The following is a 23,733-nucleotide window of genomic DNA, read 5'->3' on the forward strand; positions in this document are numbered from 1 at the left end:
AGTTATTTATATTGAATTTTATGAGACAAAAAATTAAAAAGTAAGATATTGCTTTAAGATAATTAATATTAATTTGTTGTTTTAAATAACTTAAATAATCTATTTATTCTTGACAAACAAAATATTTTTAAAATTAAAATAATCTGTATTTTCTTGGTTCATGTACATCAACCCAATTGTTAAAAATAATGTCCATAAATCTGTAATATTTCCTGTTTTCATTGCACTCAAAACTAAAAAAAAATAGATAGCTTTTAATAAAAGTGATTTACTATTTATAAAGAAAGGTATCAGAATAATTAATATCATTAAAACAAAACCAATAATACCTAACTCAAACCATGATTCTAAAAATATGTTATGAGGATACTTTCGTGCATCGATATTAACATATAAAACACCATAACTACCTATACCATATCCAAAAAGGATTGAATTTAAAGAAGAAAAAATCATTTTTATCGTATAAGTATAATAATCTATTCGACCAAGAACTGAAGCATCATTTAAAATATTTAAAAAAGAATTAAACCTAGATATACCAGCAGATGCTATATTATATTTTTTAATATCAAAATAAAAAAGAAATATAGGTATCACTAAACCGATTATTATAAAACTTAAACCATTTGAAAACCATTTTTTTATTGAATATTTTTTTTTAAAATGAAATAATAATAAGACAATGATTGAAAAAACAAACGACCCTCTACTACCCAAAGCTATTATTAGAAATAATAGTAATAAAACTTGAATCCAATTTTTTTTAAAACTTTCGTGTAGTAAAGTTATTGAAATTAAGACACCTAATCCTAAATATGCAACACTTAACTGACGATGCTTTGCATAAAAAGTATCACGACCAACATTTGATGGTAAAAAGTAGTTATATCGCTGGTAAATATAAAATAAGCTTAAAAAAAGACCTACAAACTTTATCAAGAATAAGGCCTTTTTTATATCTATTTTTCTTATAAAAAAAGGATAAATTAGGTAAATTATACTAACTATAAAATTTGCTGATTTAATATATTTATACTTTGGAGAAGGAGAGTAAATTAACGATAATAATATTACAGCATAAAAACCTAACACTATTAAAAAAAATTTAAAATAATTTTTAGGTATTTTAATTTTTTTTAAAGATAATAAATTATAAATGATATCTATTGTAACTACAAAAACAACTACAAAGGAAAAACTAAACTCATATAAATATACATTTATAAAATTATTTAATACTCCTGAAAGGATTATTAATGACCACAATATATTTTGAAAACTGTAATATAATTTCTGCACTTATTTAGTGTTTTAAAAAGTTCTTTTTACTTACTTTTACAATTAAAATTTATGAAAACAATATTTAGAAAATTACTTCTTTTAATTTTCCCTTTTACACTTTCATTACCACTAATACCACTAAACATATCTTCTATAGCTTTAGGTTTGTTTTGTTTAGGTGCAATTATAAACGAAAAACCTTCTGTAAAAAGAAAAGTCAAAGATAGTTTTTTAGTTTTGTTTTTACTGTTTTTTTTATCTGACACTCTAAGTAATCTATTAAGGTTAGATTTCAATTCTCATTTTTTTAGAGAAATAAAATTATCTTTCTTAATCTTTCCTATAATTTTCATAGCATACTCTAAAACTATTATTGAAAATTTTAAACCAATTTGCTATTCTTTTGTTTTTGGTGTTTTAGTTTATGTAATATACTCATGGTGTTTTGTTTATGATTTTTACTACATTACTAATCGCGGATATAGACTTTTTTCTTTAACCGATGGTTATATTCGTTATATGCTTTACAATTATCTTCCAGGTGCCATTCATCATACTTATATAGGAATATATATTGTTTTTTCAATTTCTCTGATATTACATGACATTATTACTTTAAAAAAAAGAATTATTATAAAGTCTTTATTATTACTTATTTTATTTGTTAGTCTGTTTTTCATTGGAAGTAAGTTTTCAATCATTATGCTAATTTTTTTCATATTCAGTTATTTACTGACACTTAAAAAATGGATAGTAAATTTTATATTTATAGCCTCTTCTTTATCTGGTTTATATTTAATTAAAATGTGGATTCTAGGAGTAGGATTAAATAGTAGTTTTTATTCAAGAATTGAGTATTATAAATGCTGTATTATTATTATAAAGAATAATTTTATTTCGGGAGTTGGAGCAGGAAATTTATCAAAGGCTTCTTCATTACTATGTGATAACGACATACTAATACCTCACAATATATATTTAAGATCTTTCGCTGAAAATGGTATTTTAGGCTTTTTGATTCTTGTGGCTATTTCCTTTTATTTAATAAAACAGTCATTAAAAAGTAATGATTATTTATATCTAAATATAGTTTTATTATTAATTTTAGGAGGATTAATAGAAGATTTTATTTTTTTACAGAGAGGCGTGCTATTTTTTATGCTTTTTCTATCCCTTTTCTATGTTAAAAATAAATACAATACTTTACAGCAAATTTAAGCTATATTGTATGATTGAAAAAAACATCTTACGTTTGCTTTTTTATAAAAAGCGAGAAAACACAAAGATAGTTTATAGAATATTTAAAATACCTTTATATATTTTACAATATTCATTAGCAATTGCTTCCCAATTAAAAGTTTTGCTTTCAACAATTGCTGTATTAGATATTTTAGAATAATTATTAAGTAATGCCCTTATTTTACTTGTCTCTAATTTTAAGTCTAATATGTTTATTGGTACTCCAACATGACCTTCTTTAAAATAACCATCTACGCCTTGGTTTTTAGTATATATAATTGGTAAACCTTGAGACATTGCTTCTATATATACTAAACCAAAAGTTTCTTTTTTAGATAACATTATAAAAAAATCTGATTTATTGAACTCTTTTTTAAGAGTTTCCTTTTCATAAACAGGACCTAAATAATCAATCCAATTATTGGTCTTAATTAATTTTAAAATATTTGAAGACTTTTTTGTTTCTGGACCAATTATAGTAAACTTTACCTTTAATTTATATGTTTTCTCTATATTCTTTAAAAAGCTAATAGCGCCTTCTATATTTTTATTACTATCTAAAACTCCAATAAATAAAAATCTAATTTCTTCTTTATTTAAATCTCTAGGTTTTACAGTTGTGTTAAGCCAGAAAGTATCTATACCGTTGGGGATTACTTTAGTTTTTTTTGTAAATTCATTTTCATAGCCACGAAACGTATTTTTTTTTAAAAAATTTTGATAAGAAGGAGATATGAAAATAATGCTTTCTGAAGCTTTTAATATTTCTTTTGCATATAATCTAAGATTAATGAAATATTTATAGAAAATATTTACATCGGTATTTCTAATTGCCGAAATATATGGGATATTATACTTCTTTTTTATTTCAAAAGCGACACCTCCATTTGAATACAAAAAATGAGAATGAACTATGTCTATCATGGATAAATCTATTTTAGATTCTATATCATTTAAAATCGTTTTTATTTTTAAATGATATAATACTCTCATGGACTTTTTTAAAATTACAGAATATACTAAAGTAGTATTTTCAAATGCTTTAAATTGTTTTTCAATCTCTTGTAATTTATCATAATTTTCTCCAAATTTAAGTGGAACATATATGATTTGATTTACACCTAATTTATCTAGAGATCTAACTAAATTAACATATAAATTGGTATTAAAAAATGCAGAACAAATATGAAGTATTGTGGGCATTATATTTTTACGTTATTAGTGATTGTTATAAATGAAAGCAAAATTTAGTTATTAAAAAATTATTTTTAACAACAATTAAAAAGGTAATTTTTCTTTATCAAACTTAGAGTTTAAAATCCTAATAGCATCACCTATAGTCTTTATATTGCTTTCTTGAATAATTCTATTGAAACTACTTCTGTTATATAAAAAAATATAGACTCTATTTATAAATATTTTAACACAACTAAAAATAAATTTAAAATTAAATAGACTAAAACGAAAATCTTTAAAAATTTGATTTCGCTTATTATAATCAAAAACAAATAATTTAGCGTACAAGTATTTAAAATTAAAATCCTCTATTTTATTTTCCTGATTGCATGCTCTCAATGCATCTAATACAGATTGAGCCCAAATAGTTGGTCCTGTCCAATATCTAGGGATTCTTGTATCCCAATTTTCTTTAGTTTTATTTGGCAAATGACCTACATCTTCTATCCTAGCAACATGTTGATGTAAAACACCTCTACCTCCAATACTACTAGATGATTTTCCACTTATTACAACAGGAAAATCTAAGTATTTAAAATTGTTTGTATAAAAACATAATGCTATAGCGTTAGCCATATCTGGACTAGGTCCAGGAAAAAAAGAACCAGTTTTTTTGTATATTTTATTTAAAACAGATCTTTCAGCAATTCCATGGTATAAGCACGGTAATTCATTAATATTGGTACCACCTTTTTTCAAGGCATTATTTAGAACTTTAGGTAAGTTTACATCTATAATTTTAAAATTCCTTTCTTTAAACTTTAAAACACCACTCTTATTGTTTTCTAAAATATTAGACTGTAAGCCTGGCCAAGTATACATTGGCTTGTATGATTTAATAACATCTACTGTATTATTCTTCATCCATTTAACAACATCAATTATGTAAGGCATTACACCATCGTCATCACCAATAAAACAAACATATTCGCCCGTTGACTTTAATACTGCTTGGTCTGAGTTTCCTGTTTGTGATAGCTTTTCGAGTGTATGATAATATGAAATTCGCTTATCGTTAACTTCTTTTAGATGTTTTAGTATTTTTTCATTCTTATCACTATTATCATGAACGACAAATTCTACTTCTTGAGAGTCTATTGTTACCAAAAAATCCAACAATGGTAAAAGTGTAGAATATCTATTCTTGGTTGGAATTATTATACTAAGCAAATAGTTCATATTTTATAAATTTTAATATATTTTTTGGTTTTATTTTAAAAGAAAAACAGGTTGAGACTATAAATATTAAAACAGATGAAATAATAATATATATAAGAATTAACAATTGATTATTGATTAATTTCTGTTGAATTAAATAAAAAAAGAAGTTTCCTAAAAATATTAGTAAAAGAGGTTTTAAAAAATTTATTATTATCCAATCCTTAGTTTTCATACTAATATATTTTTTTAATACGATTATAATAAAAATTGGAGTTATAAAACAACTGTATAAAAACCATCCCATTGCAGCTCCTTTAAGTCCATAATATTTTGATAACAAAATAACCAATGGAAAGAGTAAGAATAAACCAAAAACACCCATTTTAATATTGACTTTCGTGTTTCCTTTTGCCAAAAGTAAATTAAATGGTATTACTTGAAAAGATAACATCATTTGACCCAATAGTAAATAAAACGCAGGTATACTTGCTTGAAGTGCTAATGTTTCATTCTGAGTCCATAAGGCGAGAAAAAAACTAGAATAAAAAGCTAATACAAATCCTGCTGAACCAGTCAAAAGTAAAACCATTTTAAATGAATTTTTAAATAGCTTTTCTAAATTTGGCACATCATCATTATCATGATAATTTACTAGTTTAGGGAAAATTGCAGTAGCTATAGGACCAGACAATATTACAGGAATCATTGCTAATGAATAAGCTAATGTATAGATTCCTAATTCAGAAACAGAAAAATATTTGCTTATTAATATTTTATCAAATTGAGAATTTAATGCAGCGATAATAGATATTATTAGCATGCCTAAAGCATATTTCCAAACTTTATTTAAAACTTTAAAGTCTCTTTTAAATTTCCAGTGAAACTTATTTTTTTTGTATAATAGTTTCAATAATAAGAATCTTAAAGCTAAAACATATGCTAAATTAACAACTAGTTGCCACCCAAAAAATATCTCAAGCGTATTGTTTAGATAATAAATAGCAAATACTACACCTCCATTTTTTAATAACCCCCATAAGAATTGAAGTAAATTTGAAAGCACTTGTTTTTCCATTCCTATCAAAGCGCCTTGATATGGTTTTGATAAAAAATTGAGACCTAAAGCGAAACCCATTATTTTAATACCATTAACTGTTACTTCTTTATCTAAATCTTCAATATTTAACCAACTATCTACTATGTAGTTAGATCCAAAAAATATTAAGCTTGTAATAACAAATACTATTAATAGGTATATTAATTCTATAGACCTAAGAATCTTAAATTTATATTCTCTACTTTCTTCAGAATTATTTCCTTTGGCTAGTTCTCTTTTTAAGGTTGCTGTTAAACCTGCGTCTGCAAAAATCAAAATACCTTGTAAAATAGCATAGAAACTTACTACACCATATATCTTAACTCCAAGAATTGTAATGTATAAAGGAATAAAAATAAAAACAGACAAAACACTCCAGATTCTTCCCAGAATGTTTGCTAAAATGTTCTTATTAACTAAACTCATTTTAAATCTTATACCTTACGTTATAATTAAAATCTAATTTATACTTGTTCATAAACTCATATTGTTCAATTAACATTTGTTTATATGATTTTGAAACAATAAAATCAGGATGTAAGGTATTAATGAAACTTTTATCTTTAAAGAAGTTATCTTTTTTAGTTACTTGAATTTTTTCTTTTTTCCAAATATCTTTAAATAGGCATAGAAGATCGTATTTGGAAATTTTATTATTATTCGTTAAATGATATATCCCTGTTATATTATTTTTTAAAACTGTTACTATACCATGAGCTAATTCTAATGTAGTAACACCACTCCAATAGACCTTTGTAAAACCATTAATTTCACCATCTTGAGACATAAACCAATGAAATAAACCTTCTCCATTATCTTTTAATTCTGGTCCAATTATTGACGTTCTTATTGTAACACTATTTTTGGTATTTATTTCACCAAGTGCTTTTGACCTTCCATAAACATCATCGGCATCTCTAAAGCTATCTTCCTTATACCCTCCATGACCATTACCAGAAAATACACAATCGGTACTTATATGAATAAATTTAGAACCTTGATTAAAACAAATTCTTTCGAGAAAATGAGGTAGGTAACTATTAATAAGAATCGCATTATCTGATGCTGATTGTGATCCTTTTATTAAAACTCCAACAGCATTAATAACATAATCTGGTTTTACTTCTTTTATTGTTTTCTCAACCTCATTAAAATTAGTAACGTTCAAAAGAATATGCTCCTTTTGATTTTTTAATTCTCTATGAGATGTGCCTATAACTTCAAATTTATTTAATTCAGTAAGGGTTTTATATATAACATGCCCAGCCATACCAGCCATGCCTAAAAGTAAAACTTTTTTTTTATGCTTCATACTCTTCTAATTCTCTTTTCACATAATCAATTGTTAACAACAACTCTTTCAGTTCTTTAACATTTAACTGTTTTGTGTTGTCAGAATTATACTCATCACCTTGTAATTTAGTGCCATCTGATTGTACATATTTAGTATAATTTAAATCTCTCATATCTGCAGGAACACGATAATATTTTTCCATATTCTCTGATTTCGAAATTTCTTCCTTACTGCATAATGTTTCAAACATTTTCTCACCATGTCTTGCTCCAATAATGCTAATTTCGTTGTTAGCATGAAATAATTCTTTCAATGCTTTAGCTAATGTTAAAACAGTAGCAGCTGGGGATTTTTGGACAAAAATATCTCCAGGGTTTGCATTTTTGAAAGCAAACATTACAAGATCTACAGAATCTGTTAATGACATCATAAATCGTGTCATATTTGGATTAGTAATTGTTAAGTTTTTTCCTTCTTTTATCTGTTTTATAAATAAAGGAATTATAGATCCTCTAGAAGCCATCACATTGCCATATCTAGTAGAACAGATAATTCCATTATTTTCTTGAACTCTAGTATCTCTAGCTTTTGATATTGCTAATTTTTCCATTAATGCCTTGGTCATACCCATTGTATTTATTGGATAAACCGCTTTATCTGTACTTAATACTACTGCTTTTTTTACATTATTTTGAGCTGCTGCTTCTAAAACATTTTCTGCGCCTAAGATATTTGTTTGAATAGCCTGCATTGGATAAAATTCACAAGATGGAACTTGTTTTAAAGCAGCTGCATGAAATAGGTAATCGACTCCTTTCATGGCCTTGTTTATACTATTAAAATCACGAATATCCCCAACAATAAAGTTTAATTTATCATTCTTGTAGTTAATTCGCATATCTTCTTGCTTTTTCTCATCTCTACTAAAAATTCTAATTTCTCTAAGATCAGATCCTAAAAATTTTTCTAAAACTGCGTTACCAAAAGAACCTGTTCCGCCTGTTATCAATAATACTTTATCTTTAAACATATTATTTATTATTTAGTGATTTTATATGTAACGTTTCGAACATATATTCTCTTTTTACTTATTTCGTTTGTATTATCATTTATTAATTGCAAAATTATTTTATCGAATTCACCTCCGCTTTCTGACAAGTTAACTACAAAAAAAATATCACCATTATTTTCTATTTCATTAATTTTCGAATACCATGAATCATACTTTAAATTGCGCTTTTCAGTATCTTCTCTTAAATCGTCTAAATAAGTCGGAAACGTTCTTACAATAATTCTATAGTTTTCTTTGATATCATTTTCTATTCGTTCGCTTAATTTGAAAACAAGAAAAGTTTTCTTTTGAATTTTATCTTTGAATACGGAGATATTCTCAATTTTAACAGACTCTCCAAGGACATCATTTACTTCTACTACATTTTCTTTATTGTCTAATTGAATATAGTCTTCTATTGTTTCAATTTTTTTTTCTGGCTTTTTCTTAAAATTATCTTTCTCATTTGAATCTTTACAAGAAATCGAAAGAAGGATAATAAAAATAAATACTATTTTATTCATGATTTTTTGTTTTAAATTTTATTAAAGACGTTTATTTACGGTTTTAAATTCTAAAGTTCCTTTAACATCATAAACAATTCCTTTATTAGATTTTAAATTATTTAAATCTAAATCTAAAAATTCTTTATGAGATACAACGTGTACAATTGCATCATAGTTTGTTCCCAGTTTTTGAATTGTAGATATGTTATACTCATCCTTAACCTCTTCTTGATCTGCCCAAGGATCATAAACATCCACATCCATATTAAAGCCTTTTAATGCTTCATAAACATCTATAGCTTTTGTATTTCTAATATCTGGACAGTTTTCTTTAAAGGTAATACCTAACATTAACACTTTAGCATCCTTAATAGTAATGTCGTTTTTTACCATTAATTTTAAGACTTCAGTTGCTACATATTCTCCCATAGAATCATTTAAACGTCGTCCTGCTAAAATTATTTCGGGATGATAGCCTACTTCTTGTGCTTTTTGTGCCAAATAAAAAGGATCTACGCCTATACAATGTCCGCCTACTAAACCAGGTTTAAATGGTAAAAAATTCCATTTTGTTGCAGCTGCTTCTAAAACCGCATGTGTGTCTATATCTAATTTATTGAAGATTTTAGCTAATTCATTTACAAAAGCAATATTTATATCGCGTTGCGCATTTTCTATTACTTTGGCAGCTTCTGCAACTTTAATGGTTGGTGCTAAATGTGTACCTGCTGTAATAATAGATGCGTATAAATTATTTATTTCTTCCCCTATTTCTGGTGTAGATCCTGAAGTAACTTTTAAAATATTAGCTACTGTATGTTGTTTATCACCAGGATTAATACGTTCTGGAGAATAACCACAATAAAAATTTTGGTTAAATTTTAAACCACTTGTTTTCTCTAAAACAGGAACGCATTCGTCTTCTGTTACTCCAGGGTAAACTGTTGATTCGTAAATAACAATATCTCCTTGTTTAAGTACTTTACCTATAGTTTCTGAAGCTTTAATAAGCGGTGTTAAAATAGGTCTATTATTTTTATCTACCGGTGTTGGAACTGTAACTATGTAAACGTTACATAAAGAAATATCTTGAGCTTTATCTGTTAGTTTTAAACCTTTATTTTCATTTTGATTTAAAACAGCTTTTAAATTTTCGTCACTAACTTCTAAAGTATCATCATGACCGCTGTTTAACTTAGCAACACGAGAAGTGTTAATATCAAAGCCTGTTACTTTATATTTTTTTGCAAACTCTACTGCTAGAGGTAAACCAACATAGCCTAAACCTATTATTGCAATTGAATAGTTTTTGTTTTTAATCATTTTATTCGTTTTAAATTATACAACCATACCAGCAGCTACAGTCTCATTAGTGGTATCATCTACCAAGATAATACTTCCCGTTGTCCTGTTTTCTCTGTATGAGTCTATCATTAATGGTTTTGTTGTTCGTATTTTTACTTTAGAGATATCGTTCATCTTTAAGTCTTTATCCTCGCTGTTACGCTCTAAAGTATTAATATCTATTTTATAAACCACTTCTTTTATCATTGCTTTTTGATCATTAGAAGTATGTTTTATAGTATATTTTGCTCTAGGCTTTGCTGGATTATTATTTAACCAACATAGCATCACCTCGATATCCTGAGAGGCTTCTGGTTTGTTGTTAGAACGTACAATCATATCACCTCGGCTAATATCAATATCATCTTCTAAAGTGATGGATACAGACATTGGCGCGTAGGCTTCGTTAACTTCTCCTTCAAAGGTGTCTATACTTTTTATTTTTGAAGTAAAGCCAGAAGGCATTACAGTTACCTCATCACCTTTTCTAAAAATACCACTAGCAACACGACCTGCATAACCACGATAATCTCTAAAATCTTCACTTTGTGGTCTTAAAACGGATTGCACAGGAAAACGTGCATCTACTTTATTTACATCGCTACTAATATGCATCGTCTCTAAAGTATGTAATAATGGTGCACCTTGATACCAAGACATATGTTCTGAACGGTTAACCACATTATCTCCTAATAATGCTGAAATTGGTATAAATCTTACATCCTTAACTAGCATTTTAGATGAAATACTCTCAAACTGAGAAACTATATTATTATAAGCTTCTTCTGAAAAATCTACTAAATCCATCTTATTAATACATACAATAATATGTGGAATTTGTAGTAACGAAGCAATAAAAGCGTGTCTTTTAGTCTGTTCAATTACACCATGTCTTGCGTCTACTAAAATTATAGCCACATTTGCTGTTGATGCGCCTGTAACCATATTACGTGTATATTGAATATGTCCTGGTGTATCTGCTATAATAAACTTTCGTTTTGGGGTTGTAAAATACCTGTAAGCAACATCTATGGTAATCCCTTGCTCTCTTTCGTCTCTTAATCCATCTGTAAACAAAGCTAAGTCAACACCTTCATGTCCTTTTTTCTTACTTGTGCTTTCTATAGCTTCTAATTGATCTTCAAAAATAGATTTAGAATCGTATAGTAATCGACCAATTAGTGTGCTTTTTCCGTCATCTACACTTCCTGCTGTTGTAAATCTTAATAATTGATTATTGTCTAACATGCTTTGCTTTCTTTTTAAAAGTAACCTTCTCTTTTTCTATCTTCCATTGCAGATTCTGAACGCTTATCGTCACTTCTGTTACCTCTTTCGGTTTGCCTCATTGCTGCTACTTCTGTAGCTATCTTCTCTACAGTATCTGCGTCAGATTCTATTCCTCCTGTTATGGTAATGTCTCCTAAGGTTCTAAATCGTATTTTTTTAGTTACTACTTCTTCACCTTCATCTAAAATTAAAAATTCAGATTTTGGTATCCAAGAGTTACTTCTCCAAACCACTTCTCTTTCGTGAGCAAAGTATAGTGATGGAATTGAGATGTTTTCTCTTTTAATATAATTCCACACATCCATTTCTGTCCAGTTACTTATTGGGAATGCTCTAAAGTGCTCGCCTTCAAAATGTTTCCCGTTAAATATGTTCCATAATTCTGGTCGTTGATTTTTTGGATCCCATTGTCCAAAATCGTCTCGATGTGAGAAAAAACGTTCTTTTGCTCTTGCTTTTTCTTCATCACGTCTTCCTCCTCCTATTGCACAATCTATTTTATTAGCTTCAATAGCATCTAAAAGTGTTGTAATTTGAAGTGCATTACGTGTGGCATTTTTTCCTTTTTCTTCAGCAACTCTACCTTGGTCAATAGACTCTTGAACAGATCCAACAATTAAATTAGCGCCTAATTCTTTAATTAAATTATCTCTAAATTGAATAGTTTCAGGGAAATTATGTCCTGTATCTACATGCATTAAAGAAAATGGTATTTTGCTTGGGTAAAACGCTTTTCTAGCTAAATGTGTAACGACTATCGAGTCTTTACCACCAGAGAAAAGAATGACTGGATTTTCAAACTGTGCCCAAACTTCTCGCAATACAAATATTGCTTCACTTTCTAATTCATCTAAATAGTTTAAGTAATACTTACTCATTGTCCAGTTTTAATTTTGGTGTTATGTGGTCAATAATTTTATTAACCGCCTCTTTTACAGATACTTCTTCTGTTTTTATTTCTATATCAGGTTGTTCAGGTGCTTCGTAAGGCGCCGATATACCTGTCATGTTTTTTATCTCTCCTGCACGTGCTTTTTTATAAAGTCCTTTAACGTCTCTACGTTCACATTCTTCAACACTAGTATTGATAAAAACCTCGACAAAATTACTGTTTTTAACGATATTCTTGACGTTTTCTCTATCTTTTTTATAGGGTGAAACAAATGCAGCTAAGACAACTAAACCTGCATCAATCATTAAGTTAGAGATCTCGGCTATTCTTCTTATGTTTTCAGTTCTATCTTCAGGTGAAAATGTTAAATCATTATTGATTCCTTTTCTAATATTATCACCATCAAGTGTGTAGGTTTTTATTCCTTTTTCAAAAAGTTGCTGTTCTACAAGGTTTGCTATTGTCGATTTTCCAGATCCTGATAGACCCGTAAACCAAATCAAAAATGAATTGTGGTTATTTTTAGACTTTCTGTCTTCACGACTTACTTGATAATCGTGTTGTATAATGTTTTTACTTATATCTAATTTATTTCCTTCTTTCATCTAATCCATAATTTATTTTATACCACGTTCTTTCATGTAAATAGTATAATAGCATTTTTGTAATTACTTCTGCAAAACCTATTTTTAGTCCTGTTAATGGGTCACCAGATATAATCCAAGCTAAAATTATTGTGTCTAATGTCCCTATAAAGCGCCATGTTAATGTTTTTGCTATGTGTCTTTTTTTGCTTTCTAAAACTTTACCATCTTTTGATAAGTTAATTTTAAACCATGTTCTTTCATGAAGGTAATACAAAATCATTTTTGTAATCACTTCTGAAAAACCAATTTTTAATCCTGTAAATGGATTACCAGATATGATACATGAAAGCACAATGGTATCTATTGTACCAACAATACGCCAAGTAATGGTTTTGGCCAGGTGCCTTTTATATGAGCTATCTTTCATTTTATTTAGACACTAAAAACCAAGGATTTAACAAATTTTCTTTGTTATAAAGTAGTGGTTTATTGGTTTCTTTAGAAAATACAGAAATACCAACAGCATTACAGATAGCTTGTCCTGCAGCAGTGTCCCATTCCATAGTTGGTGCAAATCGTGGATATACGTCTGCTTTACCTTCTGCGACTAAACAGAATTTTAAAGAACTTCCTTTTGATACTATGTGTACCTCTTTACCTTGTTGTTTTAAATCTTCTACATAATCAAGTGTTTCTTGACTCATATGAGAACGACTTCCAACAACTTCCACTAATATTGAATCTTCTTGTTTTGGTGTCAGTTGAGTTGCTGAACTTAAAACTTCATCTATTGAAACATCATGAGTATTTAATTCTGCTTTAAAAGCTTGTTTGCTTTCTACATCTGCAAAATAAATGATTTTAATTGCAGGTACATAAATGACTCCTAATTTTGGAATACCATCTTCGGTTAATGCTATGTTTACAGTAAACTCTCCATTACGTTTTATAAACTCTTTGGTACCATCTACAGGATCTACAATCCAGCATTGATTCCAGTGTTTTCTATCGTTATAATCTGTTTGTTTATTTTCTTCTGAAATAATTGGAATTTCTGTGGGAATTAAAAACGAATTGATAATGTCATTCGCTCTTTTATCTGCTTCCGTTAAAGGCGATTTATCGTCTTTGTATTCTACTTCAATTTCAGAATTATAAACCTTCATTATTTCCTTTCCGGCATGTAATGAAGCTTTTATTGCTGTTTCTAAGTTTTTTGAAATGCTAAATGCTTTCATTATTATCTATATAATATTTTATCGTGTGTTTTATACCTTCAGAAAATGAGAACTCAGGATTATAATCAAAATTAGCTTTGGCTTTAGATATGTCTGCTAAAGAGTGCTTTACATCGCCTTGTCTTTCTGGTCCGTTAGTTACTTTGGAGGATGTTGAAATATTTAAGGCTGAAAGTCCGTTTTTAATGGCTTCAACTAATTCATTTAAATTAGTATTATCTCCAAAAGCAACATTATATACTTGATTAACTGCTTTTGGGTTATCTGTTAAAGCTGCTTTTATATTGGCTTGTACTACATTTTCTATGTATGTAAAATCTCTTGAGTGTTTTCCGTCCCCGTTGATAATAACCTCTTCATTATTTAAAAAACGACCGATAAATTTTGGGATTACTGCAGCGTAAGCTCCGTTTGGATCTTGTCTTTGCCCAAAAACATTGAAATATCTTAAGCCAATAGTTTCTAATCCATAAGTTTTGTAAAAAACATCTGCATACAGTTCATTAACATATTTAGTGACTGCATATGGTGATAATGGTTTACCTATGTTGTCTTCTACCTTTGGAAGTTGTTTACTATCTCCGTAAGTACTAGACGAAGCGGCATACACCATTCGTTTTACTGTTGAAGAGTCTTTAGCAGCAACTAACATGTTTAAAAAACCAGAAATGTTGACTTCGTTAGAAGTTATTGGATCATTAATTGATCGTGGTACAGAACCTAAAGCTGCTTGATGTAAGACGTAATCTACATTTTGCATTGCCTTTTTACAAGTGTCTAAATCTCTAATATCTCCTTCTATAAACTCGCAATTAGGTTGTTTGATAAAATCGCTAATGTTGGAAAGTTTTCCTGTTGCAAGATTATCTAAGATAACAACTTTTTTAGTATTATTTTTAAGTAGATATTCTACTAAATTGGAGCCAATAAAACCAGCGCCACCTGTGATTAAAAAGGTGAGATTTTTTAATTCTTTATTATGAAAATTAGTGTTATACATAGTCTTCATTATTTTATTTCTTTCAAACACTTCTCTAAACTTTTCTTCCATTGTATTGGTTCTAATTTTAGAAGAGAATGTATTTTACTAGTATTTAATACACTATACTTTGGTCGTGTTGCAAGTGTTTTAAATGTATTTGAGTCAGTTTTGTAAAGATTAATATCTACATTTGATTGCTTAAAGATTTCTTTTGCTAAATCATACCAAGTGATTTCTCCTTGGTTTGAATAATGATATATTCCAAACTTTTTAGATTGACTGTTTATGATTTTTAAAATGACTTCAGCTAAATCTTTTGCATAGGTAGGGCAACCTGTTTGATCATCTACAACACTTAATTCTTTTTTTTCTTCTGATAACCTCAACATAGTTTTCACAAAATTACTCCCAAATTCTGAATATAACCAAGATGTACGAATAATAAAGTGTTGTGGTAGGTTAGATATTATTGCTAATTCTCCATCTCGTTTTGTTTTTCCGTATACAGATATTGGATTTGTAGTATCTTCTTCGGTATAAGGTAATTTTGCTGTTCCATCAAAAACAAAATCTGTAGAAATATGTATTAGTATACTGTTGTTCTTTTTACAGGCTATTGCTAAGTTTTTAGCACCTGTAACATTAACTTTTTTTGCTAATTCTAGTTCTTCTTCAGCTTTATCTACAGCTGTGTAAGCAGCACAGTTAATACAATAATCAAAATGGTTTTTACTAAAATAATTTTCAACTTCTTTTTTTTTAGAAATGTCTAAATCACTACTTCCTAAAAACACAAAATCTAACGTTTTAAAGTCGTTAGATATAGATTGCAAACATTGTCCTAATTGCCCTTTTCCTCCTGTTATTAATACTCTTATCATTTAGAAAACTGCTTTAAGGTTGGTAAGTTTTTATCTTTTTCAGATATTAACAACTCATCTTCATTTAGCAACCAATCTATGCTTAAATCGGAATCATTATACATAATTCCAATTTCTGCATCTTTGTTATACCAATTATCACATTTGTAATTAAATACTGCTGTTTGACTCAACACTACAAAACCGTGTAAAAATCCTCTAGGAACAAATAACTGCTTCTTATTTTCTGAAGATAATTTTACTGATACGTGTTGCATATATGTTGGTGAATCTTTTCTAAAATCTACAGCTACGTCTAGTACTTCGCCTTGTGTTACTCTAACTAATTTAGCTTGAGCAAACTCATCTTTTTGACCATGTAATCCTCTTAAAACTCCACGAGAGGAAAAGGACTCATTGTCTTGTACAAAATTTATATTTTGACCTATCAGTTTATCAAACGTTTGCTTGTTATAGCTTTCAAGAAAATAACCTCTTGAATCATCAAAAACTGTTGGTTCTAGAATGTAACAACCTTTAAGCTTTGTTTCTTTAGCAATCATTAGTCTTCTTTTACTAAGCTTATTAAATGTTTTCCATAACCACTTTTTAGAAGTGGCGTAGCAAGGTCTATTAACTGTTGTTTAGTTATAAATCCGCTTGTGTATGCCGCTTCTTCTATCGCTCCTATTTTTAATCCCTGACGTTCTTCTATAACTTGAACAAATTGAGAGGCTTGCATTAAAGATTTAAATGTGCCTGTATCTAACCATGCAGTACCTTTATCTAAAATACTTACTTGTAGCTTTCCTTGTTCTAGATAAGCTTTATTAACGTCTGTGATTTCTAATTCGCCTCTTTGACTTGGTTTAATATTTTTTGCAATTTTTACTACCTCATTATCATAGAAGTATATACCAGGAACTGCATAATTTGATTTAGGTTTTTCTGGCTTTTCTTCGATAGAAAGTGCTTTGCCTTCTTTATCAAAATTAACTACGCCATAACGTTCTGGATCTGTAACGTGATAAGCGTAAACAATACCTCCATCTGGATTATTATTTGCTTTTAACAGGTCTGCAAGTCCAGTTCCGTAAAAAATATTATCTCCTAAAATTAGTGCTACTTTATCTTCTCCTATAAATTCTTCTCCTATAATAAATGCTTCTGCCAGACCGTTTGGTGAGTCTTGTACAGCATATTGAAAAGTACAGCCTAAGTTTGATCCATCTCCTAAGAGTTGTTTAAAAAAAGGGATATGTTCTGGTGTAGAAATTATTAGAATTTCATTGATACCAGCTTGCATTAAAGTAGAAAGCGGATAATATATCATTGGCTTATCATAAATAGGCATTAACTGCTTACTTAATACTTTTGTCAATGGGTGAAGTCTGGTTCCTGATCCGCCTGCTAAAATTATTCCTTTCATTAATCAGTATATTTTTTTAGGTACCAATCAATAGTTTTTTTAATACCTGTTTCAAAATTTTCGTCTGCATTCCAGCCTAATTCATTTTCAACTTTAGAAGCATCTATTGCGTATCTAAAATCATGTCCTGGTCTATCTGTTACAAAAGTAATTTGATCTTTATATGATTTGTCTGCAGGCTTAATTTCATCTAAAATTGAACAGATAGTGTTTACAATGTACAGATTATTTCTTTCATTTCTACCTCCAATATTGTAAGTTTCTCCTGCTTTTCCTGTTTTAAAAACTAGGTCTATACCTTTACAGTGATCTAATACATATAACCAATCTCTAACGTTTGTTCCATCGCCATAAATAGGAATGTTTTCTCCTGAAATAGCTTTTCTGATAATTGTTGGTATAAGCTTCTCATCATGCTGTTTTGGCCCATAATTATTAGAACAATTTGTGGTAACAACATTCATTCCATACGTATGAAAATAGCTTCTAATTATAAAATCTGAAGATGCTTTTGATGCACTATACGGACTATTTGGTGCATAAGGCGTATTTTCTGTAAACAATCCTGTTTTTCCTAAAGTACCATAAACCTCATCTGTAGATATATGATGAAACCTGTTGTTTTCGCAACCGTCTTTGTGTTTAAATGGTGCTTCCATCCAATTGGATTTTGCTACATCTATTAAATTGAATGTCCCAGTAATATTTGTGTCTATAAAAGCGCTAGGACTGTTAATAGAATTGTCTACATGAGACTCTGCTGCAAAATGAATAACACCATCAAATTGATATTTATCAAATAAAGATTCTATTAAGTTTCGGTCACAAATATCTCCTTTAATAAAAGTATAATTTGGATTACTCTCTACTTCCTTTAAATTAGAAAGCTCTCCTGCATAGGTGAGCTTATCTAAATTAACAACATTTGTACCTGGATTGTTGCTAAGATAATGTAGAATAAAATTAGACCCTATAAATCCTGCGCCTCCTGTAACAAGTATTGTTTTAATCTTCATAATTTAAAGTAAATATTATAACTTTTTTAGCTATAAAGAAAATGATTAGCAGTACAAATGCTAAAACTGGGAATATAATAGAGTATTTTTCTAACCAACTAGAAGAAGCATTTCCTACTCTTTGAAAACTTGATATAACTTCAAAGATAACATCTTGCTCTATTTTTTCTTCTTCTAATTTTTTTATTTCGTTTCTTATCTTTTGTTCTTCTTTTAATAAGTCAAATTCTCTAGTTTTAGAGCTTTCATTTGAAGTAATTGAAAACTCGCCTAGTCTAACATTCTGTTTTTTGTTATCGGCTTCGGCTCTAACAACATCTATATAAAATTGTTTTAAAGAATCTACTTGCTTTAATTGATCGTAAAGATTTTGCTTCTGTATTTCAATTAAAGTATCCCTTCTTTTCATCTCCTTATTAGTATAGTCGTTGGTAAAAGAGTTTAAAATACCTCCTTCTAAATCTTTAAAGATATCAGACTTATAAGCATTAGCCTTAATTAAAAAATATCTACCAGCATACACACTCCTGTTTTCTAAAAACTCTTCATAAGAATAATCTTGAGCTCTAACAGAATCTAGTTTACTAATAAACTCCTCATACTGCAATAATTTATCATTTTCAGTTTCTGGTCCTGGTTCTATTTCAAAACTTCTAACTTCATTGATAACATCATCTCCAACTTTAAATATTTCTTTTAAAGTTTCTTTCTCGTTATTAGAAATTAACGCATTAAAATAGTTGATATTTGTAACTAGTTGATATTTTGAATTAAAATATGGCTCTACCAACATTTCTGTAGTATAAATTGTTGGTCTTGATTTTTCTAAAGCATAACCTACTATAGCTGCTATAAGCAAAACTCCTAAAACTATTTTCCAGCTTTTAAAAAGTGTTTTTAAGGCATAAATAATTGAAGAGAAAATAGTTTTAAGAATGCCTTTAAAGAAATCTATAACTTTGTTTATTGCATTTCCAATTAGATTAAAAAAAACAATTAAGTCTACTTCTTCGTTTTGTTTTTGATTGTTTGGTAATTCTTTACTCATAGCTTTTTAAGCAAATATTTGTTGTAATATTTTACGTGTTATTAAATATGTTGGTTTTACTCCAGAAGTACCTAAACCTCCTGAAGCTAATGTACTTCCTGTTTCTAACGGATTATCACTTGCGTAATAAGCGTATCTTACTTTTACATCTGGATTAATACTTCGTCTTACTTTAGATGCTGCTTGTATAGCTTTTTGATAATGCGCACCTTCCATTTCTAATCCAATAACATTCCATGTTGAATTAAAAAAGAATTTAAGTATGTCTTTATTTTGAAGTGATGTCCCTAAAACAGTTATCATAGACCCTTCATAAACATCTACACCTTGACCTTCTAAATCGGTTTTAGATAATTCATTTGTGAAAGGATAGTTGTCTGCTGTACCTTCAAAAATATGAGCAGAAGGTATCATAATATCTCCTTTTCCTCCTTCTAATATTCCTGCTTTACCCATTATTGATACAGATTCTATATTTAAAAATACTTTATCTCCTTCGTTAGTATATGGTTTTAAAAACTCGTCAATGGTTTCATATGCTTGTTCACCAAACGCATAATCCATTACAAATAAAACTGGTGCTTCTTTGTCTTTAGATGGTTTAGGCAAATTTAAATCTGTTTTAGAAAGATCTATTTTAGATGTATCAAAAATCTGAACGTCTATGTTTGTTCCCGATTCATCTTCTATAAAAATCATTCCTTGCTGTAACGCCTTTTGCTTTACTTTATTGCGAAGCGATGTATTGTTACTTTGACTTAAACTTTCGTAAACTTTAAATATATCGTTTTTAGACGTTTCTGATTTTAATGCAATTGGTGCAAAAAGTGTATTCATAACACTGTGTAAATTTGCACTAATTATATGGATTGGTCTTTCTAAAAGCTTATGCTTTTGAAGTGTTTCTTTAATTCTATTTGCCCAAATTTCTCCATGTAAATGGTGCCCTAATCGTTCTCTTAATACAGGACTAAAAGTAACTGTTCTTTTATTGTTATGAACAACTTCGTCTATTGCAAGATTACCTAGCCAATAGACTATTTCTAATAGACGTTCTGGCTTATTTGGTAAAGCAAAAGCGTTGTAAACCTTAGTAAGTTCTTTAAACGTTCTTCCTAGTATATTAGCAGTGTGTGTTATTGCTATTTCTCGTTCTTTTTGAGTAAGCTTTTTTGTCTTTAAAACTGCTTGTTCTAACTTTTGCCAATCTCTTGTTGTTGCTCCGTTTTCATCAATAAGAACACGTTTACTTATTTTATGAGACTCTACAAACAAAAAGGTTAGATGGGTTAAGATATCGTATATTTCTGATCTACCTCTTGTTATTTCAATATTCATCTGCTCATCATCAATACGATAACAGTTACGACGTCTTTTAGGAGGTATTATAACCTCAAAATGTGAATCTTTATAACCTTCGTCGCTTGTTAAATTGATAAATCGGCATTGTTCTATACCGTATGGTAAACGGTCTATAACATAAAGCAGTCCTTCTAATTCTGCTTTTTCTTCTGATATAGAACCATAAATTTCTGGTCGTAAAACCAATAATGCTTCTCTTAATGTTTCTCCAGAAACACCCATTGGCTTATAAAACCCACGATTAAACAAGTGTCGCATGGTAATATACATGCGTTCAATTGCATTTGAGCTTTCTTGAGCTCTAGTTCTTTCATGTGGTTTTTTTATACTCATTATCTAGTTTTGTTGAGGCAAATATAATATTATTTAACCAATAAGAATGCTTTTAAGGCTTCAGCTATCTTTCTATCATTAGACAGTCTTGGCATTTTATTTTGTCCACCTAATTTACCTATAGATTTCATGTAGTTTTGAAATCCATTTTTTTCAATTTTTGTAATTTTTAATGGTTGAAGCACTTTTCCTTCAATTAAATCAAAATAATAGCTGTTTTGCTTTTGCAAGGAAGTATCTAATTTTTTCGCTAAAGCGGAAAGATTGTCTGGTTCATTTTCAAATTCTATAAACCATTCATGATACGGTAATCCTGAATCTGGATTTATTTGCGGAGCTACAGTAAATTCATTTATTCTAATTGAAGTATTTGTTGTTGCATCTTTCATTGCTTGCTCTACTTCTTTGCCAATTACATGTTCTCCAAATGCAGATATGAAATGTTTAATCCTTCCAGAAACAATAACTCTGTAAGGCTTTGTATTTGTAAACTGAATGGTATCGCCAATATTGTAAGCCCAAAGTCCTGCTGTTGTTGATATAATCATAACATAATTTACGCCAACCTCAACATCTTTTAAAGTGATTCGTTTAGGGTTTTCGTTGAAAAAATCTTCTGCTTTTACAAACTCATAAAACATACCTGAGTCTAGTTGTAAAAGCATTCCTTTTTCATCTTGCTTGTCTTGAAAAGCAAAAAAACCTTCGCTTGCAGGATACAATTCTATACTATCTACTTTTCTTCCTATTAGGTTTTCAAATTTAGCACGATACGGTTCATAATTAACACCACCAAAAATGAATAAATTGAAATTTTTAAAGATATCTCCTACCTTTTTCCCTGTTTTTTGCTGCAGTTTTTCAAAATACATTTGTACCCATGACGGAATACCTGATATTACTGTCATGTTTTCTGGCAATGTTTCTTCTACAATAGCGTCTACTTTGGTTTCCCAGTCTTCAATACAGTTAGTTTCCCAAGATGGCATACGATTTTTTTGAAGGTATTTTGGAACATAATGTGCTACAATACCCGATAATCTACCTAATTGTACTCCGTTTTTTTCTTGAAGTACTGGACTACCTTGTAAGAAAATCATTTTTCCGTTAACAAAATCTGCATTACCAGTTTCGTGTATGTACATTAAAATGGCATTTCTTGCAGCGTTTACGTGTGTTGGCATACTTTCTTTAGTAAGCGGAATGTATTTTGCGCCAGATGTTGTACCAGAAGTTTTTGCAAAGTATAGAGGCTTACCTTTCCAAAGTACATTTTCTTCACCATCAACAACACGGTCTACATATGGTTTTAAATCTTCGTAATCTCTTATTGGTACACGTTTTACAAAGTCTTCGTAAGTATTGACACTTATAAAATCGTGGTCTTTACCAAATGCTGTTTCTGTAGCTTCTGAAATAAGGTTTTTAAAAACTTTTTCTTGAGTTTCAATGGGATTATTTGCCCATTTTTGAACTTTCTTGTAGATGCGTTTTGCAAATGGTTTTGCTAATATGGATTTAAATGAAGGCATTACTTAAAATCTATAAAATTAGTTGGGTTTACAGGGTAACCGTCGCTCCAAAGTTCAAAATGAAGATGTGGTCCAGTGGTTAATTCTCCTGTATTACCAGCTGTTGCAATTACTTCTCCTGCTTTAACTAAATCTCCTTGAGATTTGGTCAATGACGCATTGTGTTTGTATACAGAAATTAATCCTGAGCTATGTTCTATTAAAATTACATAACCTGTTTGCGCTGTCCATTCTGCAAAAATAACCGTTCCGTCTGCGGTTGCTTTTATGGGCGTGTTTTCTTCTACAACAATATCTACAGCATAATGTTTACTTTTTACATCATAAGGCTCACTAATGGTACCATTTACCGGTGGGAAAAGTACAAAGTTTGTTTTTGCTGTAGCAGTTTCGAATAAGCTATATTTATCTTCTTTATCTACTTTTTCTCTTAACAAAGAGTCTTCTTTTATTGGTGATAAATCTACCTCACTAACCTCTTGCTTTACTGCTTGGATTATTGAATCTCTATCAAAGTCGGCTACACTAACTTCTCCTTGTAAAACTTGCTTTATTGACGCAAAATATTTTTCGTTAAAATCTATAACGCGTTGTAAGGAATCTGTTTTAAAACTTAGCGCTATAGCTTTCTTTTTTAAAGATGTTGACGAATAACCAGGTATGTATTCTTTTAAAGGCGTAAATGCAATTAATAGTGTTGTAAATGCAATTAAAAATATAGCCGATAATGTACCTATTACAAATACATTTAATCGGTTTAAGTTTAAAGATAAACGCTCTTCAAAAGTATCTTCATTTAAAATAACTAAACGGTACTTGTGTAGTAGCTTCTTCTTTATTTTTTTTGATTTCTTTTCGCTTTTTGCCATAGTAAAAAACAAAAGTAATTAAAATATTATGTTAAGCACTTTAAGCAAATGCTAAAGTTAGTGTTTAAACGTTATTATTTAAGT

At 29.1% G+C, this 23,733-nt stretch carries 23 protein-coding genes; 1 reads left to right on the top strand and 22 read right to left on the bottom strand.

What is annotated here, in order from left to right; all coding sequences use genetic code 11:
* Positions 1 to 99: 99 nt before the first annotated feature.
* On the bottom strand, positions 100 to 1,302 hold the full coding sequence (locus H574_RS0103910) for an O-antigen ligase family protein (protein ID WP_081653169.1): 1,203 nt from the start codon (positions 1,300 to 1,302) through the stop codon (positions 100 to 102).
* Between the two features lie 51 nt (positions 1,303 to 1,353).
* On the opposite strand from H574_RS0103910, the gene H574_RS14545 reads away from it, so the two are divergent.
* Positions 1,354 to 2,502: an O-antigen ligase family protein gene (locus tag H574_RS14545; RefSeq protein WP_081653170.1), complete on the top strand. Its 1,149-nt coding sequence runs from the start codon at positions 1,354 to 1,356 to the stop codon at positions 2,500 to 2,502.
* Positions 2,503 to 2,574: 72 nt separating this feature from the next.
* On the opposite strand, the gene H574_RS13930 is transcribed toward H574_RS14545, so the two are convergent.
* From H574_RS13930 to H574_RS0104030, 21 genes are all read right to left on the bottom strand, one after another.
* Positions 2,575 to 3,726, bottom strand: a complete 1,152-nt coding sequence (locus H574_RS13930) for a glycosyltransferase family 4 protein (RefSeq protein WP_051169819.1) — start codon at positions 3,724 to 3,726, stop codon at positions 2,575 to 2,577.
* A 75-nt stretch (positions 3,727 to 3,801) separates the two neighbouring features.
* Complete coding sequence (locus tag H574_RS0103935) at positions 3,802 to 4,938, bottom strand: glycosyltransferase (protein WP_027879309.1); 1,137 nt, start codon at positions 4,936 to 4,938, stop codon at positions 3,802 to 3,804.
* Entirely contained in the window at positions 4,922 to 6,442 is a 1,521-nt protein-coding gene (locus tag H574_RS0103940; RefSeq protein ID WP_027879310.1) for a lipopolysaccharide biosynthesis protein, read from the bottom strand. The genes H574_RS0103935 and H574_RS0103940 overlap by 17 nt, the downstream gene beginning before the upstream one ends.
* A 1-nt stretch (position 6,443) precedes the next feature.
* The gene (locus tag H574_RS0103945) at positions 6,444 to 7,328 is read right to left on the bottom strand and encodes a dTDP-4-dehydrorhamnose reductase family protein (protein WP_036227059.1); all 885 of its coding nucleotides are present in this window, start codon (positions 7,326 to 7,328) and stop codon (positions 6,444 to 6,446) included.
* Entirely contained in the window at positions 7,318 to 8,340 is a 1,023-nt protein-coding gene (locus H574_RS0103950) for a polysaccharide biosynthesis protein (protein ID WP_027879312.1), read from the bottom strand. The genes H574_RS0103945 and H574_RS0103950 overlap by 11 nt, the downstream gene beginning before the upstream one ends.
* An 8-nt stretch (positions 8,341 to 8,348) precedes the next feature.
* Complete coding sequence (locus H574_RS0103955; RefSeq protein WP_027879313.1) at positions 8,349 to 8,885, bottom strand: hypothetical protein; 537 nt, start codon at positions 8,883 to 8,885, stop codon at positions 8,349 to 8,351.
* A gap of 21 nt (positions 8,886 to 8,906) precedes the next feature.
* Complete coding sequence (locus tag H574_RS0103960; protein ID WP_027879314.1) at positions 8,907 to 10,190, bottom strand: nucleotide sugar dehydrogenase; 1,284 nt, start codon at positions 10,188 to 10,190, stop codon at positions 8,907 to 8,909.
* A gap of 15 nt (positions 10,191 to 10,205) precedes the next feature.
* Positions 10,206 to 11,459, bottom strand: coding sequence for a sulfate adenylyltransferase subunit CysN (gene cysN / locus H574_RS0103965; protein WP_027879315.1), 1,254 nt, complete (start codon positions 11,457 to 11,459; stop codon positions 10,206 to 10,208).
* A gap of 14 nt (positions 11,460 to 11,473) precedes the next feature.
* The gene (gene cysD / locus H574_RS0103970) at positions 11,474 to 12,379 is read right to left on the bottom strand and encodes a sulfate adenylyltransferase subunit CysD (protein WP_027879316.1); all 906 of its coding nucleotides are present in this window, start codon (positions 12,377 to 12,379) and stop codon (positions 11,474 to 11,476) included.
* Positions 12,372 to 12,974 carry an adenylyl-sulfate kinase gene (gene cysC, locus H574_RS0103975; RefSeq protein WP_027879317.1) on the bottom strand — a complete coding sequence of 201 codons (603 nt, stop codon included), beginning with the start codon at positions 12,972 to 12,974 and terminating at the stop codon, positions 12,372 to 12,374. Before cysC ends, cysD begins: the two co-directional genes overlap by 8 nt.
* Positions 12,975 to 12,981: 7 nt before the next feature.
* Positions 12,982 to 13,407 (bottom strand): DUF2061 domain-containing protein, encoded by a 426-nt coding sequence (locus H574_RS0103980; RefSeq protein ID WP_027879318.1) that lies wholly within the window; start codon positions 13,405 to 13,407, stop codon positions 12,982 to 12,984.
* Between the two features lies 1 nt (position 13,408).
* Positions 13,409 to 14,218 (bottom strand): 3'(2'),5'-bisphosphate nucleotidase CysQ, encoded by an 810-nt coding sequence (gene cysQ / locus H574_RS0103985; protein ID WP_051169820.1) that lies wholly within the window; start codon positions 14,216 to 14,218, stop codon positions 13,409 to 13,411.
* On the bottom strand, positions 14,205 to 15,218 hold the full coding sequence (locus H574_RS0103990) for an SDR family oxidoreductase (protein WP_027879320.1): 1,014 nt from the start codon (positions 15,216 to 15,218) through the stop codon (positions 14,205 to 14,207). The genes cysQ and H574_RS0103990 overlap by 14 nt, the downstream gene beginning before the upstream one ends.
* Positions 15,219 to 15,226: 8 nt before the next feature.
* A complete protein-coding gene (gene rfbD, locus H574_RS0103995) occupies positions 15,227 to 16,081 on the bottom strand; it encodes a dTDP-4-dehydrorhamnose reductase (protein ID WP_027879321.1) in 855 nt (284 codons plus the stop codon).
* The gene (gene rfbC, locus H574_RS0104000) at positions 16,078 to 16,623 is read right to left on the bottom strand and encodes a dTDP-4-dehydrorhamnose 3,5-epimerase (protein WP_027879322.1); all 546 of its coding nucleotides are present in this window, start codon (positions 16,621 to 16,623) and stop codon (positions 16,078 to 16,080) included. The genes rfbD and rfbC overlap by 4 nt, the downstream gene beginning before the upstream one ends.
* Positions 16,623 to 17,489 carry a glucose-1-phosphate thymidylyltransferase RfbA gene (gene rfbA / locus H574_RS0104005; RefSeq protein ID WP_027879323.1) on the bottom strand — a complete coding sequence of 289 codons (867 nt, stop codon included), beginning with the start codon at positions 17,487 to 17,489 and terminating at the stop codon, positions 16,623 to 16,625. The genes rfbC and rfbA overlap by 1 nt, the downstream gene beginning before the upstream one ends.
* The gene (gene rfbB / locus H574_RS0104010) at positions 17,489 to 18,499 is read right to left on the bottom strand and encodes a dTDP-glucose 4,6-dehydratase (protein ID WP_027879324.1); all 1,011 of its coding nucleotides are present in this window, start codon (positions 18,497 to 18,499) and stop codon (positions 17,489 to 17,491) included. The genes rfbA and rfbB overlap by 1 nt, the downstream gene beginning before the upstream one ends.
* On the bottom strand, positions 18,495 to 19,553 hold the full coding sequence (locus H574_RS0104015) for a hypothetical protein (RefSeq protein WP_027879325.1): 1,059 nt from the start codon (positions 19,551 to 19,553) through the stop codon (positions 18,495 to 18,497). Before H574_RS0104015 ends, rfbB begins: the two co-directional genes overlap by 5 nt.
* 6 nt (positions 19,554 to 19,559) lie before the next feature.
* Positions 19,560 to 21,248 (bottom strand): DUF6909 family protein, encoded by a 1,689-nt coding sequence (locus H574_RS0104020; RefSeq protein WP_027879326.1) that lies wholly within the window; start codon positions 21,246 to 21,248, stop codon positions 19,560 to 19,562.
* Between the two features lie 29 nt (positions 21,249 to 21,277).
* Positions 21,278 to 22,780, bottom strand: coding sequence for a GH3 auxin-responsive promoter family protein (locus H574_RS0104025; RefSeq protein WP_027879327.1), 1,503 nt, complete (start codon positions 22,778 to 22,780; stop codon positions 21,278 to 21,280).
* The gene (locus tag H574_RS0104030) at positions 22,780 to 23,649 is read right to left on the bottom strand and encodes a M23 family metallopeptidase (protein WP_027879328.1); all 870 of its coding nucleotides are present in this window, start codon (positions 23,647 to 23,649) and stop codon (positions 22,780 to 22,782) included. The genes H574_RS0104025 and H574_RS0104030 overlap by 1 nt, the downstream gene beginning before the upstream one ends.
* Positions 23,650 to 23,733 lie beyond the last annotated feature (84 nt).

It is taken from the genome of Mesoflavibacter zeaxanthinifaciens DSM 18436 (assembly GCF_000422365.1).
GTDB classification, from domain to species: Bacteria; Bacteroidota; Bacteroidia; order Flavobacteriales; family Flavobacteriaceae; genus Mesoflavibacter; species Mesoflavibacter zeaxanthinifaciens.

Bases quoted from the DNA above. Each gene is read 5' to 3' on its own strand.
- H574_RS0104020 (WP_027879326.1), bottom strand. From the start codon at position 21,248: ATGAGTATAAAAAAACCACATGAAAGAACTAGAGCTCAAGAAAGCTCA.
- H574_RS0103955 (WP_027879313.1), bottom strand. From the start codon at position 8,885: ATGAATAAAATAGTATTTATTTTTATTATCCTTCTTTCGATTTCTTGT.
- rfbD (WP_027879321.1), bottom strand. From the start codon at position 16,081: ATGATAAGAGTATTAATAACAGGAGGAAAAGGGCAATTAGGACAATGT.
- H574_RS0104025 (WP_027879327.1), bottom strand. From the start codon at position 22,780: ATGCCTTCATTTAAATCCATATTAGCAAAACCATTTGCAAAACGCATC.
- H574_RS0103935 (WP_027879309.1), bottom strand. From the start codon at position 4,938: ATGAACTATTTGCTTAGTATAATAATTCCAACCAAGAATAGATATTCT.
- H574_RS0103940 (WP_027879310.1), bottom strand. From the start codon at position 6,442: ATGAGTTTAGTTAATAAGAACATTTTAGCAAACATTCTGGGAAGAATC.
- H574_RS0104015 (WP_027879325.1), bottom strand. From the start codon at position 19,553: ATGAGTAAAGAATTACCAAACAATCAAAAACAAAACGAAGAAGTAGAC.
- H574_RS0103960 (WP_027879314.1), bottom strand. From the start codon at position 10,190: ATGATTAAAAACAAAAACTATTCAATTGCAATAATAGGTTTAGGCTAT.
- H574_RS13930 (WP_051169819.1), bottom strand. From the start codon at position 3,726: ATGCCCACAATACTTCATATTTGTTCTGCATTTTTTAATACCAATTTA.
- H574_RS0103945 (WP_036227059.1), bottom strand. From the start codon at position 7,328: ATGAAGCATAAAAAAAAAGTTTTACTTTTAGGCATGGCTGGTATGGCT.
- rfbC (WP_027879322.1), bottom strand. From the start codon at position 16,623: ATGATTGCTAAAGAAACAAAGCTTAAAGGTTGTTACATTCTAGAACCA.
- H574_RS0103980 (WP_027879318.1), bottom strand. From the start codon at position 13,407: ATGAAAGATAGCTCATATAAAAGGCACCTGGCCAAAACCATTACTTGG.
- H574_RS0103950 (WP_027879312.1), bottom strand. From the start codon at position 8,340: ATGTTTAAAGATAAAGTATTATTGATAACAGGCGGAACAGGTTCTTTT.
- rfbA (WP_027879323.1), bottom strand. From the start codon at position 17,489: ATGAAAGGAATAATTTTAGCAGGCGGATCAGGAACCAGACTTCACCCA.
- H574_RS0104030 (WP_027879328.1), bottom strand. From the start codon at position 23,649: ATGGCAAAAAGCGAAAAGAAATCAAAAAAAATAAAGAAGAAGCTACTA.
- cysN (WP_027879315.1), bottom strand. From the start codon at position 11,459: ATGTTAGACAATAATCAATTATTAAGATTTACAACAGCAGGAAGTGTA.
- cysD (WP_027879316.1), bottom strand. From the start codon at position 12,379: ATGAGTAAGTATTACTTAAACTATTTAGATGAATTAGAAAGTGAAGCA.
- H574_RS14545 (WP_081653170.1), top strand. From the start codon at position 1,354: ATGAAAACAATATTTAGAAAATTACTTCTTTTAATTTTCCCTTTTACA.
- H574_RS0103990 (WP_027879320.1), bottom strand. From the start codon at position 15,218: ATGTATAACACTAATTTTCATAATAAAGAATTAAAAAATCTCACCTTT.
- cysQ (WP_051169820.1), bottom strand. From the start codon at position 14,218: ATGAAAGCATTTAGCATTTCAAAAAACTTAGAAACAGCAATAAAAGCT.